The sequence below is a fragment of the Pontibacter korlensis genome (assembly GCF_000973725.1).
Taxonomy (GTDB): Bacteria; Bacteroidota; Bacteroidia; order Cytophagales; family Hymenobacteraceae; genus Pontibacter; species Pontibacter korlensis.
Genome location: NZ_CP009621.1, coordinates 2789588 through 2807786 on the forward strand (window position 1 = coordinate 2789588; position 18199 = coordinate 2807786).

At 48.2% G+C, this 18199-nt stretch carries 11 protein-coding genes; all 11 read left to right on the plus strand.

Annotation, left to right across the window (positions count from 1 at the left end; genetic code table 11):
- The 11 genes from PKOR_RS12130 to PKOR_RS12180 all read left to right on the plus strand — a co-directional run bounded on the left by PKOR_RS12130 (position 1) and on the right by PKOR_RS12180 (position 18189).
- Positions 1 to 1809, plus strand: a complete 1809-nt coding sequence (locus tag PKOR_RS12130) for a RagB/SusD family nutrient uptake outer membrane protein (protein ID WP_046311040.1) — start codon at positions 1 to 3, stop codon at positions 1807 to 1809.
- 37 nt (positions 1810 to 1846) lie between these two features.
- Positions 1847 to 3454, plus strand: a complete 1608-nt coding sequence (locus PKOR_RS12135; RefSeq protein ID WP_046311042.1) for a DUF5123 domain-containing protein — start codon at positions 1847 to 1849, stop codon at positions 3452 to 3454.
- Positions 3455 to 3609: 155 nt separating this feature from the next.
- Entirely contained in the window at positions 3610 to 4851 is a 1242-nt protein-coding gene (locus PKOR_RS12140) for a DUF4861 domain-containing protein (protein ID WP_235336180.1), read from the plus strand.
- 66 nt (positions 4852 to 4917) lie between these two features.
- On the plus strand, positions 4918 to 6303 hold the full coding sequence (locus PKOR_RS12145; RefSeq protein ID WP_200897458.1) for a pectate lyase family protein: 1386 nt from the start codon (positions 4918 to 4920) through the stop codon (positions 6301 to 6303).
- A gap of 10 nt (positions 6304 to 6313) precedes the next feature.
- Entirely contained in the window at positions 6314 to 7267 is a 954-nt protein-coding gene (locus PKOR_RS12150) for a pectinesterase family protein (RefSeq protein WP_046311046.1), read from the plus strand.
- A gap of 299 nt (positions 7268 to 7566) precedes the next feature.
- Complete coding sequence (locus tag PKOR_RS12155) at positions 7567 to 10512, plus strand: SusC/RagA family TonB-linked outer membrane protein (protein ID WP_052739119.1); 2946 nt, start codon at positions 7567 to 7569, stop codon at positions 10510 to 10512.
- Positions 10513 to 10538: 26 nt separating this feature from the next.
- Positions 10539 to 12236, plus strand: a complete 1698-nt coding sequence (locus tag PKOR_RS12160) for a RagB/SusD family nutrient uptake outer membrane protein (RefSeq protein ID WP_046311049.1) — start codon at positions 10539 to 10541, stop codon at positions 12234 to 12236.
- A 113-nt stretch (positions 12237 to 12349) separates the two neighbouring features.
- Entirely contained in the window at positions 12350 to 13591 is a 1242-nt protein-coding gene (locus PKOR_RS12165; protein WP_046311051.1) for a glycoside hydrolase family 88/105 protein, read from the plus strand.
- A gap of 109 nt (positions 13592 to 13700) precedes the next feature.
- Complete coding sequence (locus PKOR_RS12170) at positions 13701 to 14690, plus strand: pectinesterase family protein (RefSeq protein ID WP_046311053.1); 990 nt, start codon at positions 13701 to 13703, stop codon at positions 14688 to 14690.
- Between the two features lie 49 nt (positions 14691 to 14739).
- Complete coding sequence (locus tag PKOR_RS12175) at positions 14740 to 16446, plus strand: glycoside hydrolase family 43 protein (protein ID WP_071843142.1); 1707 nt, start codon at positions 14740 to 14742, stop codon at positions 16444 to 16446.
- Positions 16447 to 16458: 12 nt separating this feature from the next.
- On the plus strand, positions 16459 to 18189 hold the full coding sequence (locus PKOR_RS12180) for a glycoside hydrolase family 28 protein (RefSeq protein WP_046311055.1): 1731 nt from the start codon (positions 16459 to 16461) through the stop codon (positions 18187 to 18189).
- Positions 18190 to 18199 lie beyond the last annotated feature (10 nt).

Below are 18199 nucleotides of genomic sequence, written 5' to 3' on the forward strand. Positions count from 1 at the left end.
ATGAATAAGAAATATATCAAGTCGCTGATCTTTCCATTGGCTCTGGGTGGCCTAGTAATGTTCTCTTCCTGCGAGAGCTATCTGGATGTAGAGAACCCTTCTACTATATCGCAGGATGCAGTATTTACAAGTGTTGGTTATGCAAACTCTGCTGTAACAGGTATATACAATAGCCTGATGGGGGACGATGCTTATGGAAGCCGTGTCTCTACGCTATACCCGAATGCAGCAGACGATATCAGAATAGGTGGTACTTACAACCCTCTGGACCGAAGAGGTATCAGTGGGTTTGGAGTGAGCCCTGACAATACAGAATTAAACAAGCCATTCCTGCAGCTTTATCAGGGAATAGAGCGTGCGAACATTGCTATCAAATACATCCCGCTTTCCGATCTGTATACCAACGGAACACCGGCAGAGCAGGCAAGTATGCGCAAACTGCATGGGGAGGCGCTAGCTCTTCGCGCACTTTTCTACCATGAACTGATTCGCAACTGGGGAGACGTGCCAGCACCATTTGAGCCATCAGCAGACCAGACAGATCTATACCTGCCTAAAACAAACCAGGATGAGATTTATGACAAACTGTTGGAAGACCTGGCGTTGGCCTCAGAATTGGTGCCGTGGAAAGGTGAGTCTGGTGACCCAAGCACGCGCATAACCAAAGCTGCGGTGAAGGGACTGCGTGCAAGACTTGCTCTGGCCCGTGGTGGATATGCTCTTCGTAGAGACTCCCGCAAGATGGAGCGCAGAGCAGATTACAGAGATTACTATGAAATTGCCCGCCAGGAAACTCTAGACATTATTCAGAGCGGCAGACACAGTCTGCACCCAGATTATGAGCAGGTATTTAAAGATCTGCACTCAGGTGTTAGTGGCGGCGCAACGAACGAAATGATTTTCGAGATAGGTGCCTTCGGTGGTAACTCTAAAACAGACAGTAAGCTAGGTTATAGCAACGGCCTTAGAATAGACAAGAGTTCTAAGTATGGCCAGGCTAATGGTCAGCTGGAGGTAATTCCAACTTACTTTTATGAGTTTGACTCTATTGGCGATGTGAGAAGAGACGTTACCATTGCTTTCTTCCAGATCAACAAAGATGACGCGAAAGAACTTACCCGCCTGACGCAGATGCGCGACGGTAAATTCAGAAAGTACTGGACTACCATAGATGGTACAGCTCAGAACATGGGTATCAACTGGCCGGTGCTGCGCTATGCGGATGTACTGCTAATGTTTGCCGAGGCTGAGAATGAGCTGAACGGACCAACTGAGCAAGCTATAGCGGCTTATGAGCAGGTAAGAAGAAGAGCTTTTACAGGCCACGAAGACCGCATGGGAGTTACACCTACTGACAAGGAAGGCTTCTTCCAGGCTATAGCTCAGGAGCGTTTGCTGGAGTTTGGAGGAGAAGGTATTCGCAAGTATGACCTGATCCGCTGGAACCTGCTTTCCTCTACAATTGCTGAGACCAAAACTAAGTTGAGAGCTTTGATGAATGGTGAGGGGCGCTATGCTAACGTGCCGCAGTATGTATACTATAACCCTACACCAGTTGTGGATACAACTGTACCGGAGGAAGTAGCAAGCTTCGACTTCCATGGAGGATCAATTTCAACGGTAATGTATACTCCGGCACCTGTTACAACACCTACAGGCTATACAAGAGTTAACTGGAAATCAGCTGTGAATGAGGATTACATATCCACCTTTGCCGTGGCCTTCGAAGAAAACAAGTCTGAGGTATTCCCGATTTACAGTGGCGTTCTAAACCAGAACTATAACCTGACCCAGGACTATGGCTACTAAGAAAGATAACTGGATTCACGAATAAAAATTGTAAGACATGAAAATAGATCTAAGCAAAATATTTAAAATGGTTCCGGTTATACTTCTGGGTGCGCTAGCATTTGCCTGCGAAGAAGACCCAGACAAACTGGATCCGATGCGCATGTTCACACCAGCCGGAGACATCAAGGCTGTAAGCGGGGAAACCCAGGTAAAACTTACCTGGAACCCTTCGCTGTACACCACGAGCAATAGCGGCGTAACCTATACTGTAGAGGTTGCGGCGGATACCTTGTTCCAGACCCCAATAGTTGCCTCTGTACAGACCGATACTGCTGGTGTTGTGTTTACAGATGATCAACTGGAGGTTAGGCAGAAATACTTTGCCCGTATCAAGGCTAACGCTTTAAGCGACAGACCAGAATCTAAATCCTGGGCAGTGAGCTCAAGCTTCTCTATTAGAGGTATGCAGATTTTTGAGGCACTTACCGCTAGTAGCATTACTGATAAGGCTGTGTTGCTGAAGTGGAGAGAAACAGCGGGCCTGACTCGCATAGAGCTAACAAAGCGTAACGCAGAAGGCGAGCCAGTAGGCGAACCAATAGTAACCACACTTGCTGAGGAAGACATAGCCGCAAGACAGAAGTTTGTGCAAGGTCTTGAGGCAAGCACTGCCTATAGAGCTGAGATCTTCCGCGGTGACCGTATTGTTGGCTATCTTACTTTTACAACCAACGAACCAACTGTAGGTAACATCATCAACCTGACTCGCTTCACCGACAGACCTTCTGTATTGGAGGACACCCTGCTACAGGTGGAGTCTGGAAGTATAATCGTACTGAAGAAAGGTGTTACCTATAACATCTCTGAATCAGTTGCCTTAGACAGATCGGTAACGATCATGAGTGAGAATACTGTAGAGCCAGGTAAGGCAGAGATCTTCTTTACAAGCAACTTTGACTTTGCAGAAGGAGCCGAAGTAGACTCTGTGGTATTCAAAGATGTTAAGTTGCGTGGCAGTGATATTGGTGGATCCTATGTATTCAACATCAGCAATGCATCAACAGTTGGTACAATTAAGTTTGAGTCTAGCAGTGTAGAGAACTTTAGAGGCGTTACCCGTATCAAAACTGGTGGTGTTACTGTAGGTAAGTTCGTTGTGACAAAGAGCATTGTAAACAGCGTTGCCAACTACGGTGTGCTGACAGTTGATAACTCCGGCGCCTTTGCAAACAACATCATTTTCAGCAGCAGCACCATCTATAACGTAGAGCGCCCGATAGTTAGCAAGAGTAGCTCTAACTCCATTGTTGTAGAGAACTCTACCTTCAGCGATGCACCAGAGGCTGGCCGCTACCTGATCGACTTTAACTCATACGATGTGACTGGAGGTATCACGTTCAGAAACAACATCCTTGGCCGTGGTAAGGCAATTGGTGAGGACAATGCTGTTAAAGGTATAAGAGCCGGTTCTTCTACGCTCATCCAGTCAAGCGGCAGTTATGCCACTTCCGACTACAACGCCACAGGCAACCAAATAGAAGGCCTGACAGTGTATGGTGGCAGCACTACTGATCTGTTCACTGATCCTGGTAATGGCAACTTCACTATCAAAGACCCTGATTTTGCTGGCAAAGGCAGCGCAGGTGACCCTCGCTGGAGATAAGTTTTTAAGGAAGGGAAAGGTACGGGGGTTTACATCCATACCTTTTTTACATCCATACTTTAGCGATTGCAGCTAATACCTCAGGTTTTACAATAATACTTTATTATAAAGTGAAAATGACAAAGCACTTAAGATACTGGGCGATATGTCAGCTGATGCTGACAGTGTTGTGCTGCCAAAGCCTGTACGCCCAAAGCTTAAAGCAGGAGCTTCCTCTGTCTCTGCATGTAGAGGTGAAAAACCCGCTTAAACAGCAACGGGAGAATGTGATGGTCTACATTCCAGAAGCAGACATCCTGAAGCTGAATTCTGCTTTCAACACTAATGCTTTTGTTGTGCTGGATGGTAAAACAGAGGTTCCGGGCCAGTATAACCGCAAAGACCAAAAAGGAATAGTGTTGGTACTGGATCAGCTAAAAGCCAACGAGGCACGCAAACTCACCATCAGGTTCAAAAAAGACGGCACTGTAGAACGCCAGTACCCGAAGCGTACGCAGGCGGAGCTTTCTCACAAGGTAGGAGGGGAGTTCCAGAACAGGAAGTACATAGGCGGAGAGTTTCAGAATGTGGACTCGCTGCGTGTGCCTGATGAACACACCGACCATTCCTACTTTATCCGCTACGAAGGTCCCGGATGGGAATCAGATAAAGTAGGCTACCGCTTTTACCTAGACTGGCGCAACGGAACAGATGTGTTCGGAAAGAAAACGAAAGACATGGTATTACAGCAGGTAGGGCAGGACGGTTTTGACTCCTACCATGAGGAGGCTGCTTGGGGAATGGATGTACTGAAGGTAGGCAAATCCCTTGGCGTAGGCACGCTGGCCCACTTCAGTGAGGGGCGGGCTAACCGTGTTGCCGAAACAGACAGCATGATAAGTGTGATAGCTGAGAACGGTAATGTTTATTCCTCTATACTTACCAACTACTACGGCTGGAAAGTCGCAGGCATGCAGATGGACCTACGCTCACTTATCAGCATACATGCCGGCACCCGCCTGACCCACCATGAGGTGCAGGTAGAGGGGGCCTCTCCACAGAACTTGAGTACAGGATTGAATAAAGACAGCAAAGCTATACTTTACACCAGCAAGGGAAGCGACAACCAGTGGGGGTTTCTGGCAAGTTACGGTGAGCAAAGCCTTAACAACGACAAGCTGGGAATTGCCGTGCTGTTTCGCCCACAGGATTTCTTAGAATTTACAGAAGATAAGAACAGCCATGTAGTAAAGCTGAAGTCAACAGCTGGTAAGCTGGAGTACTACTACCTTGCTGCGTGGGAACTGGAGCCTGAAGGTATCAAGAATGAAGAGCAGTTTGTGCAGTACCTCAGAAAAACAGCGCATGAGCTTGCTAACCCCGTACAGGTAAAGCTTACGGCAGGAAACAGGCTATAAGTATTAAGTTTTAAGTGTACTTGGCAGGCAGCTGCTAATCATTTATAAGCAACAGGAATGAAGAATATGAATATAATTAAGGTGAGTTTGTTAGGTTTATTTTTTCAGACGATGTGCTTGGCTGGCTGTGCTCAGCAGCCAGTTAGCACGTCGGCTGTAACAGGGCCTGAATATGAACAAAAGCCTTTGGCTTTTCCTGGTGCAGAAGGTTTTGGCAAGTATACCACCGGTGGCCGTGGAGGCCAGGTAGTAGTGGTGACCAACCTGAATGACGATGGCCCTGGCAGCTTGCGTGAAGCAATCCGTAAAAAGGGGCCTAGAATTGTAGTGTTTGCCGTGTCAGGCTACATCGATCTGGCTTCCCCGCTCGACATCAACAACGGAGATATAACCATAGCTGGGCAGTCGGCTCCAGGCGAGGGTATAACCATACGGTACTTCCCGGTAAATATAAAAGCTGATAATGTTATCGTGCGCTACATGCGCTTCCGCTTAGGTGATACAATGGGAGTGCAGGAGGATGCGGTAAGTGCTAACAAAGGCAAGAGCAATATTATTGTAGACCACTGCTCCATGAGCTGGGCTACCGACGAGAGCGCCTCTTTCTACAGAAACAGGAATTTTACACTGCAGTGGTCTATTATTTCTGAGAGCCTGAACCAGTCCGTGCACGAAAAAGGCGACCATGGCTATGGAGGCATATGGGGTGGAGCAGGAGCCTCGTTTCACCACAACCTCATAGCTAACCACATGAGCCGCATGCCACGTTTCAGTGGTTCTAAAACAACCCCTAACACAGCTGACGAGCTGGTTGATTTTCGTAACAACGTGATCTTTAACTGGGGAGGTAACAACGTGTATGGTGGCGAGAAAGGCAAGTATAACATGGTGAATAACTACTACAAGCCTGGACCTGCTACCCCTGATTCAAAGGAAGAAAGGCTGCTGGAGCCTTACGAGCCGTATGGTCAGTTTTATCTGGCAGGTAATGTGATGGAAGGAAACACTGAGGTAACGCAACAAAACAAACTAGGTGTTGCCTTAGATAATCCTGATTCTGCACTTGTGGCAAAGCCATTTACAGTGGAGGCCGTGCAGGCGCATTCTGCAAAAGAAGCTTTTGAGGCAGTACTTGCTAGCGCGGGTGCAAGCTATAAGCGTGATAAAGTAGATGCACGTGTTGTGGAGCAGGTAAGAACGGGCAAGGCAACGAGCGGCAAAAGCAATAATGGCATCATTGACTCGCAGGAGGATGTAGGCGGGTGGCCTGAAATACAAGCGGCTAATGCCCCGAAAGACAAAGATAAGGATGGCATTCCGGACGTGTGGGAACAGAAACACAAGCTGAATCCAAACAATGCTGCAGATGCTTCTGCCTATACTTTAGATAAGCAGTACACTAACATCGAAGTATACTTGAACAGTCTGGTAGAGCCAAGCCTGCTTAAATAAAGTGTCAGCCATGAGAAAACCAATCCTACTTCTTGTTCTTCTAAGCCTTGTATCGCTAACGGTACAGGCCCTGCAAAAACGAATAGTGGTGGCGCTGGACCAAAGTGGCGACTATACTTCCATACAGGCAGCTGTAGATGCAGTGCCTTCTTTTCCGGAGGAACGGGTCGAAATCTACATCAAGAAAGGCCTCTACCGAGAGAAAATCATTATTCCTAAATGGAAGACTAACATCTCTTTTATCGGCGAGAGTAAGGAGAACACCATCATCCAGTGGGATGATTATTCCGGCAAGGGAGACATCAACACCTTTACCTCCTATACTGTGCTGGTGCGGGGTGATGGTTTCAGAGCTGAAAACATCACTTTTGAAAATAATGCAGGTCGGGATGTGGGGCAGGCTGTGGCCTTGCATGTGGAGGCAGACCGATGCGTGTTTAAGAACTGCAGGATTATTGGGGACCAGGATACACTTTATGCAGGCGTAAATGGTAGCCGGCAATACTTTCTTGACTGCTACATAGAAGGCACCACTGATTTTATTTTTGGCCCAGCTACAGCTGTATTTGAAAACTGCGCAATCCATTGCAAAAAGAATTCTTATATCACAGCGGCATCTACGCCACAGGGACAGGAGCATGGCTTCGTTTTCCTGAACTGTAAAATCACTTCCTCTGACCAAGCTTCAAGAGTTTACCTGGGGCGCCCCTGGAGGCCTTATGCCAAGACTGTATTTATCAATACCAAGCTTGGTGATCACATCAGGCCAGAAGGCTGGCACAACTGGAACAAGCCAGAAGCCGAGAAAACAGCTTTTTATGCCGAATATAAGTCAAAAGGAGAGGGAGCTGCCCCTAAATCGCGTGTAGCATGGTCTAAGCAGCTGAAAGCCAAGGAAGCCCGCAAGTATACAGCTGAGTCTGTGCTTTCTGGTGGTGACGGGTGGAAGATTCTTGGTGAGTGACTAATTAGTTAACTTTTTATTTGCTATATTGTGCAATCGATTGTCCTGAAGAGCTGAATGATATCTAACAAAACAATAGAGGAGCGACAGATTATAGAATAGAATACCAGATAAAGAAAACAACCCACAGTGACTTGAGGATGGACTAGCATACTAGCCTGCATCTCTTAAGTAGAGTTCGAATAGCTTACATAGAACGGTAGAAATTTAAATCAACAATTTATACTTTAAAAAATAAATCTATGGACAGAGCATTACTTAAGAAATGGAGGTTCTTGCAAAGCCTTTTTTTCATTTTGATGGCTACTACGGGAGCGCTTGCCCAAAGCGTAACTGTAAGTGGTAGAGTGGTAGATGAAGGTGGTAGTGCCCTTCCGGGGGTAACCGTACTTCAGAAAGGTACAACTAACGGTGCTGCCACCAATGTAGATGGTAGCTATACGCTAAATGTGTCAGGCAGCTCTCCTACGCTTATCTTTTCTTACATCGGATATCAGACACAGGAAGTACCTGTAAATGGCCGTTCCTCTATCAACGTTTCTCTTGCGCCAGATTCCAAAGCACTTGAGGAAGTGGTAGTGATTGGTTACGGTACTGTAAAGAAATCAGACCTTACCGGCTCTGTGGCCTCCGTACGTGGCGAAGACCTTACCGCCATACCGGTTACCAATGGCCTGGAGGTGTTACAGGGTAAAGTGCCAGGTCTGGATTTGACCAGAGCCAGCGGCCAGGCTGGTGCTCCGCTTAACTTCAACATCAGGGGTACAAGATCAATTGGGGCGGGCAACTCACCGCTTATACTGGTAGATGGTATCCGTTACGACGGCCCGCTCGATGTAAACCCGAACGACATCGCCTCCATGGAAATCCTGAAAGATGCCACGGCAACAGCTATTTATGGCTCTTTGGGTGCCAACGGTGTTATCCTGATCACAACGAAGAGCGGCGGTTCGGGTAAGGCTAAAGTTACTTTTAACTCCTACTATGGTGTCTCCAGCAAAAACGGATATGCCGATATCATGTCAGGCCCTGAGTGGGTGGCACTGCGCAGAGAAGCCCGCAGAACAGTAGGCGAGTGGGCTGGTCCTGAAGATGATGAGAAGATCTTTAACCCAACGCAGTTAGAGAACTTCAGAAACGGCATCTATACAGACTGGGCTGATGAAATAATAGGTACCGGAAGTCAGCAAAACTACCAGGTTGGTGTTTCTGGAGGTACGGATAAACTAAGCTACTACCTATCTACGGAATATTTTGATGAGAAAGGCTTGCTGAAAAACGACAGGCTGAAAAGATACAGTGGCCGCATGAATGTTGGCTACAGCATTTTGGATAACCTGAAGGTAAGCACCAGCCTGATGTACACTTACAAGGACCGGGATATCAGAAGAGACCCTCTGAACCAGGCCAACAAAATGAGCCCGCTGGGCCGCCCTTACGATGATGAAGGCAACTTCCTGGCTTTCCCGGTAGGAGATGCCTCTACACTGAACCCATTAGTAGATGAGCAGGCAGGAGCATACGAGAATAACGACATCAACAAGCGCTTTTTCGGTAACCTTTCTGTTGACTACACTCCTATAGAAAACCTGACAGTTACTTCGCGTTTTGGTGTGGACCAGTACAACAACCGCAACGGCTTATTCTCTGCAACAAACACCATCGAAACCGGTGCAAACGGCCTGTCTATAGCGAGAGCTGAACTAGGCAACTTCTCCAGAATTACCTGGGAGAACTTTGCAAACTACTCCAAGTCCATCTCTGATAACCATGAGATTTCTGCCTTATTAGGCTCAAGCATCTGGTCTGAGAGAGAAGAGATATTCTCGGCTCAGGGTAGAGACCTGCTTTCTTCTACATTCCTGTTCTACAATTTAGGGGCAACGCAGTCTGCATACCAACTGGGTAGCGGTTTGCGTGAGCAAAGTATGGCATCCTTCTTCGGGCGCTTAAACTATAAATTGCTCAATAAGTACCTGTTCACATTTGTGATGCGTGCCGATGGTGCCTCTGTTTTGGCAGAAGGTAACAAGTGGGACTACTTTCCATCAGCTTCGGTAGCCTGGATACTGAAGGAAGAAAACTTCCTGCAAAATGTAGGTGCGATTTCAGATCTGAAACTTCGCCTAAGCTATGGTTTGTCTGGTAACAGCTCTGTTAACGCTTACCAAACTCTGGGTGGCTTAGGTCGTTCAACTTATGCCTTCGACCAGGGCAGTTCAGAGGTTCCGGCTTATGGCTTCTACCCGGGAGCACTGGCTAACCCAAGACTAGGGTGGGAGACAACAGCAACAGCCAACCTCGGCTTAGACTTTGGCTTGTTCAACAACAGGGTAACAGGTACACTGGATGTGTATCAGCAAAATACAGAAGACCTGCTGTTGCCAAGAAACCTGCCTACTTCTACTGGTTATGAGCGCATCATAGATAACGTAGGTGAAACGCGCAACCGTGGTGTGGAGCTACAGCTGAACACAGTTAATGTGGATCAGTCAAATGGCTTCAGATGGACCTCAGACTTCAGCTTTACCCGCAATAAAGAGGAAGTAGTAGCATTGGCAGATGGGGTAGAGCGTGACCTGAACTATGGTGACTTCGGTCTTTTTGTAGGAGAGCCGATCAGCGTGTTCTACGACTATGAGAAAATAGGCATTTGGCAGCTGGGCCAGGAAGATGAGGCTGCGCTGAACCAGCAGCAACCAGGTGACATTCGTGTTAAAGATCAGAACGGAGATGGCATTATTACACCTGAAGACAGAGTTGTAATTGGCAACTCCAACCCTGACTGGACACTGGGTGTAACGAACAGGTTTGGTTATAAAGGAGTAGAGCTTTCCTTCCTGGTTTTCGCCAGAATGGGACAAACCATCATCAGCGAAGCTGCAGGATCTTATAAAATAGATGCACTGGAGAATGGCCCAGTAGTAGATTACTGGACTCCTGAGAACCCTACCAATGCTTACCCTAGACCAAACGCTGGCACCAGTAGAGCCAGTACCCGCTACTACTCTACTTTGCAGTATGTGGATGGTTCCTTTATCAAAGTACGCGATATCACACTTGCTTATAGTTTCCCGCAAACTATAGCCGACAAGTTAAGGCTGTCTAACCTGCGGGTATATGCCACTGCGAAAAACTATTTTATCCTGAAGAGTGAGATAGCGCCTTATGACCCTGAACGAGGCGGTTCTCTGAGCTTCCCGATGACGAAGCAGATGGTTTTTGGACTTAACATGTCATTCTAGTACAGGAAAATCTAAAGAGCAAGATCATGAAAAAGATATTATATAAGTTTATACTTCCTGCCATGTTATTGGGTGCTGTTTCCTGTGAGTCCTTTCTGGATGAGGAGAACGTATCAGGCTTAACTGCGGCAGGATACTACAAAACAACCGAAGGGATAGAAAGCTTAGTAAACTCGCTTTATACCCCGATGCGCTTCTGGTATGGCAAGGAAAACGGCATAGCTTTAACAGAAACAGGAACTGATATATTTACACGCGGTAACGGTATGGAGAACCCTCCTGTTGCGCTATACAATTCAGATTTGTCTGGTGCCAATGCTCCCATTAACTTCTACTGGACTCGCTTTTATGCAGCACTAAATTCCTGCAATGCGGCGATAGCAAGAATTCCGGAAGCGAATTTGCCGGAAGCGCAGAAAACCATCAGAATGGGGGAGGCCCGTTTCTTGAGAGCTTTCTACCTGTGGCACATTGTGGAGACATGGGGAGGCGTACATTTTACAACGGAAGAGCAGATAGGTGTTTCGACGACAGCCAACCGTACGCCGGTAGAAGCTTTCTACCAGCAGATTTTTGAGGATCTGGAATTCGCAGCGAATAACCTGCCAACTTCCTCCAGCCAGTATGGCCGTGTAACAAAGCCTGCTGCTGAAGCCTTTATGGCCCGCATGCACCTGTACCGTGGGAATTATGCAGAGGCATCTGCTCTGGCAAGGAAGGTAATCAACGAGTATAACTTTAAACTGGTACCTCGCTACGCGGACCTGTGGAGCATTACGAATGTGAAGAATTCTGAGGTGGTGTGGAATGTGAACTTTACTGCCGACCTGATCCTGAACAGGGAGTTTGATGGACTGACTAACTCCAGCAGCGATGACATCTTGCTGCGCGACGGTGGTAACAACTCGCACCTATTCTTCCTGATGACATATGACCAGCTGCCAGGTATGAAGCGAGACATCCGCTATGGCCGTCCGTTTGCACGCTTTATGCCAACTGCGCACCTGCTCGATCTTTTCGATGAGACGAAAGACGCCCGCTGGGATGCCACTTTCGAAACAGTATGGTATGCGAATAACCCAGGTACTTATACTGTTACTGATACAAACGGCAACCCGCGTGAGGTAACTTTTGCCGCTGGAGACACAGCCATTTACGCAACCAAGTATGTGGTGCCAAACTCGGTGAAGAATTCCAAGCCTTATACTATTATTGATCGCAGCAGAACTTACAATGTAAACGCAAACGATGCACCGGCTGTGCGTGACCGATACATGTCGCTGAAGAAGTTCCTGGACCCAAGCCGCGCTACCATTTCGCAGCAGCAGGGCCAGCGTGATGCCTTTGTGATCCGATTGGCTGAGATGTACCTGATTGTGGCGGAGGCAGAGATGATGCTGAGCAACACAGGAGAGGCAGTAGAGTACATGAACGCTGTTCGCAGAAGAGCGGCTTTGCCTGGCAAGGAAGCCGAAATGGAGATAACAGCAGACCAACTTAGCATCGATTTTATACTTGATGAGAGAGCCCGTGAGTTTGCCGGTGAGCAGCAGCGCTGGTTCGACTTGAAGCGCACAGACAAGCTGATAGAGCGTGTGAAAGCATTCAACCCTGATGCAGCACCTAACATTCAGCCTTTCCATAGGGTAAGGCCAATTCCGCAGGCACAGTTAGATGCAGTGTCAAACCCTGGGGAGTTTACTCAGAACGAAGGTTATAACTAAGACTAAGGCCTGCAGAAGAGGAAATGCCTCTTTTGCAGGCTTAACTCTGGTTCTAAACAGTAGGCATAGTGGCATAAAAATATTATATTAAAAGTTTATCAACCTAGATACAAATGCAGATTACCAAATTCTTTCTTCCCGTGCTGGTGCTGGCAGCATCCGCCTGCGGCTCAGGGAGCAACGTAACCGAGACGACAGCCAATCAGGAAACAACTGCCACTGCCGCTGCAGAGAAGCCATACTCTGTATGGATGGCAGATTCTGATATAAAGCGAAATCCGGAAGGCTGGATGATCGACTTTAAGGAGAAACCGAAGTGGGATTACACCCAAGGCCTTTTTGCCAGTGCCATAGAAAGAGTATGGGAGAGCACCGGAGACCAGAAGTACCTGGACTACATTCAGGCTTTTGCTGATACCATGATCAGCGAAGACGGCTCGATCATGACCTACAAGAAAACAGACTATAACATCGACCGCGTTAACCCGGGCAAGTTCCTGATTGAGCTGTACAAGGAGACCGGCGATAACAAGTATAAACTGGCTGTAGAAGAGCTGCGCGACCAGATGCGCACGCATCCGAGAACATCAGCAGGAGGCTTCTGGCACAAGAAAATTTACCCGCACCAGATGTGGCTGGATGGCCTGTATATGGCTTCTCCGTTTCTGGCCCAGTATGCCGTTGAATTTAATGAGCCTGCGCTGTTCGATGAGGTAACCAAGCAGATCATTCTGGTGGACAAGTATACCTGGGATGCCGAAAAAGGACTCTGGCGCCATGGCTGGGATGAGAGCCGCGAGCAAAAGTGGGCTGACCCTAAAACAGGCCAGGCGCTGAACGTATGGGGCAGAGCCATGGGCTGGTATGCCATGGCTTTGGTAGATGTTTTGGACTTCCTGCCTCAAGACCATCCGAAAAGAGATGAGGTGCTGCAGATAACACAGAAAATGGCCAAGGCTATTGCGCAGTACCAGGATGAGGAGACGGGACTGTGGTGGCAGGTTGTGGACCAAGGCGGCAGAGAGGGCAATTATCGCGAAGGATCTGCTTCCAGCATGTTCACCTACTTCCTAGTAAAGGCAGCTAAGAAAGGCTATATCGATCAGAAGTATATGGATACGGCGCAGAAAGGCTATAACGGCATTCTGAACAACCTGATCAAGGAGAATGCAGACGGTACCATCAGCATAACGCAGGTATGTGCCGTGGCTGGTTTGGGAGGCGATCCTTACCGCAGCGGTAGCTATGAGTACTACATTAATGAAGAGCGCAGAAACGACGATCCGAAGGCAGTAGCTCCATTTATCATGGCCTCACTGGAATTTGAGGAGCTGAACAAAACAGCCTCTAAGTAAAAAAAGAACTTCACCCCCAACCTCCTGGGAGGGGTGAAGGGTGGGTTTATACATTCCACAGAAGCCCAAACCTTGACACGGAGGCTTTTTATCAAAGATATAAACTGCTATGACGTTTAAGAAACATACTTCTATACTTGCCCTGTTGCTATGCCTGCTTGTTGGCCAGGTACAGGCACAGCAGGCTTACGATTTTGTAGTGGCCAAAGATGGAAGCGGCGACTTTAAAACGGTGCAGGAGGCAATAGATGCCGTGCCGGACTTCAGAAAGAAGGAAACGACTATCTACATCAAAAACGGCTCTTACAAAGAAAAACTGGTACTGCCAGCTTCTAAGACGCTTGTTAAGTTTATCGGCGAGGATGTAAAGAAAACGATCCTTACCAACGATGACTATGCTTCAAAAAAGAACAGGTTTGGAGAAGAGATGGGAACGACAGGCTCCTCCAGCTTTTTCATCTTCGGAGATGACTTCTCAGCTGAGAACATCACCTTCGAGAATTCTGCCGGACCAGTAGGTCAGGCCGTGGCGGTGCGCATAGATGGCGACAAGGTGATGTTTACCAACTGCCGTTTTCTGGGCAACCAGGATACGCTTTACCCACATGGCGAGAAGAGCCGCCAGTACTACAAAGACTGCTACATAGAGGGTACTACTGATTTTATCTTCGGATGGTCTACGGCTGTGTTCGAGAACTGCGAAATCTACTGCAAAGAAGGGGGAAGCTACATCACAGCAGCCTCTACCTTAGCAGAAACGCCTTACGGTTTCGTGTTCCTGAACTGCCGCATCACAGGCAACACTCCTGAAAATTCATACTACCTGGGCAGGCCGTGGAGACCTTATGCTAAAACAGTTTTCATCAACACCTACATGGGCAACATGATCAAGCCTGAGGGCTGGCATAACTGGAATAAGCCGGATGCTGAGAAGACTTCTTACTATGCAGAATATAACTCTAAAGGCCCGGGTGCCAATCCTAAAGCAAGGGTAGCATGGTCGCATCAACTTTCTAAAGAGCAGGCCAGCAAGTATACTTTGGAGAACATCTTCAACGGCTGGATTCCTGGCAAGCCAAGCGAGACGGCTAGTAAGTAAGCCGCCAGATCAATAGAACCTTAAGTGAAACATACTAACAACCTTTATCATGAGTAGTTACCGGTTTCTAAGTGCCTCTGCCCTTGTTGCTTCTTTCATGTTTTGTTGCTCCTGCAGCAGTGTAGCACAGAACAGTACAACAAGTAAAGCCGCCTCCGCACCAAACGAGTTATCCAAAGTGTGGGTGGCCGACCAGGGCAACGGTACTTATAAAAACCCTATCCTGCACGCAGATTACTCCGACCCGGATGTTTGTCGTGTAGGAGACGATTATTACATGACCTCTTCCAGCTTTAACGCAGTGCCTGGTCTGCAGATCCTGCATTCCAAAGACCTGGTAAACTGGAAGCTGATCGGTTATGCGCTGGACAAGAACATTCCTGCTGATCATTTTTCTAAGCCACAGCACGGTAATGGTGTGTGGGCTCCTTCCATACGCCACCACAACGGAGAGTTCTACATTTACTGGGGCGACCCGGACTTTGGTATCTACATGGTGAAAACCAAAGACCCGGCAGGTAGGTGGGAGGCACCTGTGCTGGTGAAGGAGGGGAAAGGCTTGATTGATTCTTGTCCGCTTTGGGATGAGGATGGCAACGCCTACCTGGTGCATGCCTATGCCGGTAGCCGGGCAGGCATCAAGAGTATACTAGCGGTGAGCAGGATGAACCCTGAAGGCACCAAAGCTTTGGGGGAGAGTGTGATCGTGTTCGATGGTCATGAAAGTCACCCAACTGTGGAGGGACCAAAGTTCTACAAGTACGACGGCTACTATTATATTTTCGCTCCGGCAGGAGGCGTATCCACAGGTTGGCAGCTAGTGTTGCGTTCTAAGAACGTGTATGGCCCATACGAAGAAAAGATCGTGATGGACCAAGGCAAGACAAGTATAAACGGTCCGCACCAGGGCGCTTGGGTAAATACCCCGGATGGTAAAGAAGATTGGTTCATTCATTTCCAGGATGTAGAGGCTTATGGCCGTATTGTGCACCTGCAGCCAATGAAGTGGAAAAACGGCTGGCCAGTGATAGGTGAGGACAAGGACGGTGATGGCACAGGCCAACCTGTGATGACTTATAAGAAGCCAAGTGTAGGCAAGACTTACCCTGTGGCTACTCCGGCCGAGTCGGATGAGTTTGAGGCAAATAAGCTGGGCCTGCAGTGGCAGTGGCATGCTAACCCGAAAGCTACCTGGGCCTTTACTATGGCCAACAAAGGCAAGCTGCGCCTTTACACCGATCAGGTGCCGGAGAACTATAAAAACCTCTGGGATGTGCCAAACCTGCTGTTGCAGAAGTTTCCGGCAGCAACCTTTACCGCTACCACCAAGCTTAGCTTCATACCAAATGAAAAGCTCCAGAACGAGCGTACTGGCTTAGTAGTGATGGGCGAAGACTATGCCCACATCTCGCTAGTAAGCAAGAAGGATGGTTTGTACGTGGCTTATACTTCGGTGGATGACGCGCATAAAGGAACACCAGAAAAAGAGCAGTTGCTGAGTAAGCTAAACGGCAACGAAGTATACTTCCGCGTGTCAGTGGATAAGGGAGCCAAATGCCAGTTCAGCTACAGCGAAGATGGTAGGAACTTTAAACCGGCAGGCAATACCTTTACTGCTGTTCCGGGTCGCTGGATCGGAACCAAAGTAGGCATCTTTGCTACCCGCCAGGACAAGATTAATGATTCGGGCTATGCCGATTACGACTGGTTCCGCATCACCCCTAATGAGTCAGTAAACTTTCAGAGCAAGAAATAAGAGCAACACAATATGAATACAAAGAAGATATCTGTAAACCGGTTTCTGTTGATGATAGGCTTGGTAGGAGCGCTTCAGGTTTCCTGCCAGCGTGAGCCGGGCACACAGGCAAGTACAGCTACAGCCACAAGCGTAGATGCCACCAACATCTATGAAGGTGTAGAGTTCGATATGCCGAAAGTGGAAGAGCCGACTATCCCGAATTACAGCGTAAGCATAGCTGATTTCGGAGCAGTAGGCGACGGGCTTACCAAAAACACCGAGGCCTTTGAAAAAGCAATTGCAGATGCGGCTGCCAAAGGGGGCGGTAAAGTGATCATCCCACGCGGTATGTGGCTTACAGGCCCCATCGTGCTGAAGAGCAATATCAACCTGCACGCCGAAGAAGGTGCGATGGTTATTTTCAGTGAGGATTTCGATGACTATCCTCTTGTAAAAACCAGCTTCGAGGGCTTGAATACTTACCGTTGCCAGTCGCCGATTTCAGGTAAAGATTTGGAGAACGTTGCTATTACCGGTCCAGGTACTTTCGACGGCTCTGGCGATGCGTGGAGACCTGTGAAGAAAAGCAAAATGACAGAGGGGCAGTGGAAGAAACTGGTGAACTCTGGCGGTGTGCTCAGCGACGATGGCAAAGTATGGTACCCGTCTGAGAGCTCTAAGAGAGGCGATACCGCAGGAAACTTTAACGTGCCGGACTATGACAGAGTAGAGCAGTTCGAGAACGTGAAAGACTTTATGCGTCCGGTAATGGTGAGCCTGATCAACTGTAACAAAGTTTTGCTGGATGGTCCTACCTTCCAGAACTCTCCAGCCTGGAACCTGCACCCACTCATGAGCCAGAACGTGATCCTGCGCAACCTGAACGTGCGTAATCCTTGGTACTCTCAGAACGGTGACGGGCTAGACTTGGAGTCCTGCAAAAACGCGTTGATATACAACAACACCTTTGATGTGGGTGACGATGCGATCTGTATCAAGTCTGGCAAGGATGAAGACGGCCGCAGAAGAGGCATTCCTACCGAAAACGTGATCATCAAGAATAATACTGTATACCACGGCCACGGCGGCTTTGTGGTTGGTAGCGAGATGTCGGGCGGCGTGAAGAATGTGCACGTGTCTAACTGTACGTTTATGGGTACGGACATTGGCCTGCGCTTTAAGAGCACGCGTGGCAGAGGCGGTGTAGTGGAGAACATCTACATCTCCGACATCGACATGATCGACATCCCAACACAAGCTATCAGCTTTAATTTGTTCTACGGTGGTAACTCACCTATACTTGACGAGACGCAAAGTGCCGAAACAGAGAAGCGTGATGAGCGCCTGTTACCAGTAACAGAGGAAACCCCTTCTTTTAAAGACATCTACATGAAGAACATCCGTGTAGCGGGTGCGGAGCAGGCACTGGCGCTGCAAGGTTTGCCAGAGATGAACCTGAAGAACGTGAGCCTGGAGAATGCAGTGCTAAAAGCCAAAAAAGGCATCACAGCGGTTGATTCAGATGGCATCCAACTGAAGAACGTGAAAGTTTTGGCTGAAAAAGGCCCGGCTCTAACGATCTATAACAGCAAGAACATCGAAGTAAATGGGCTTACCTATGGCGATACGCAGGAGCCTGTTGTGAAGGTGCTGGGCCCGCTCACGCAGAACGTGAAGCTGGAGAGCAAAGACTTCAAAAATACCTCTACGCAGGTTTCTAAAGGGAAAGACCTTAGCAACACTGCTTTAACCATGGAATAGAACTTCATTG

Excerpts from the sequence above, each read along its gene's own strand:
- PKOR_RS12155 (WP_052739119.1), top strand. The coding sequence starts at position 7,567 with ATGGCTACTACGGGAGCGCTTGCCCAAAGCGTAACTGTAAGTGGTAGA.
- PKOR_RS12170 (WP_046311053.1), top strand. The coding sequence starts at position 13,701 with ATGACGTTTAAGAAACATACTTCTATACTTGCCCTGTTGCTATGCCTG.
- PKOR_RS12165 (WP_046311051.1), top strand. The coding sequence starts at position 12,350 with ATGCAGATTACCAAATTCTTTCTTCCCGTGCTGGTGCTGGCAGCATCC.
- PKOR_RS12145 (WP_200897458.1), top strand. The coding sequence starts at position 4,918 with ATGAATATAATTAAGGTGAGTTTGTTAGGTTTATTTTTTCAGACGATG.
- PKOR_RS12175 (WP_071843142.1), top strand. The coding sequence starts at position 14,740 with ATGAGTAGTTACCGGTTTCTAAGTGCCTCTGCCCTTGTTGCTTCTTTC.
- PKOR_RS12135 (WP_046311042.1), top strand. The coding sequence starts at position 1,847 with ATGAAAATAGATCTAAGCAAAATATTTAAAATGGTTCCGGTTATACTT.
- PKOR_RS12160 (WP_046311049.1), top strand. The coding sequence starts at position 10,539 with ATGAAAAAGATATTATATAAGTTTATACTTCCTGCCATGTTATTGGGT.
- PKOR_RS12180 (WP_046311055.1), top strand. The coding sequence starts at position 16,459 with ATGAATACAAAGAAGATATCTGTAAACCGGTTTCTGTTGATGATAGGC.
- PKOR_RS12140 (WP_235336180.1), top strand. The coding sequence starts at position 3,610 with ATGCTGACAGTGTTGTGCTGCCAAAGCCTGTACGCCCAAAGCTTAAAG.
- PKOR_RS12130 (WP_046311040.1), top strand. The coding sequence starts at position 1 with ATGAATAAGAAATATATCAAGTCGCTGATCTTTCCATTGGCTCTGGGT.
- PKOR_RS12150 (WP_046311046.1), top strand. The coding sequence starts at position 6,314 with ATGAGAAAACCAATCCTACTTCTTGTTCTTCTAAGCCTTGTATCGCTA.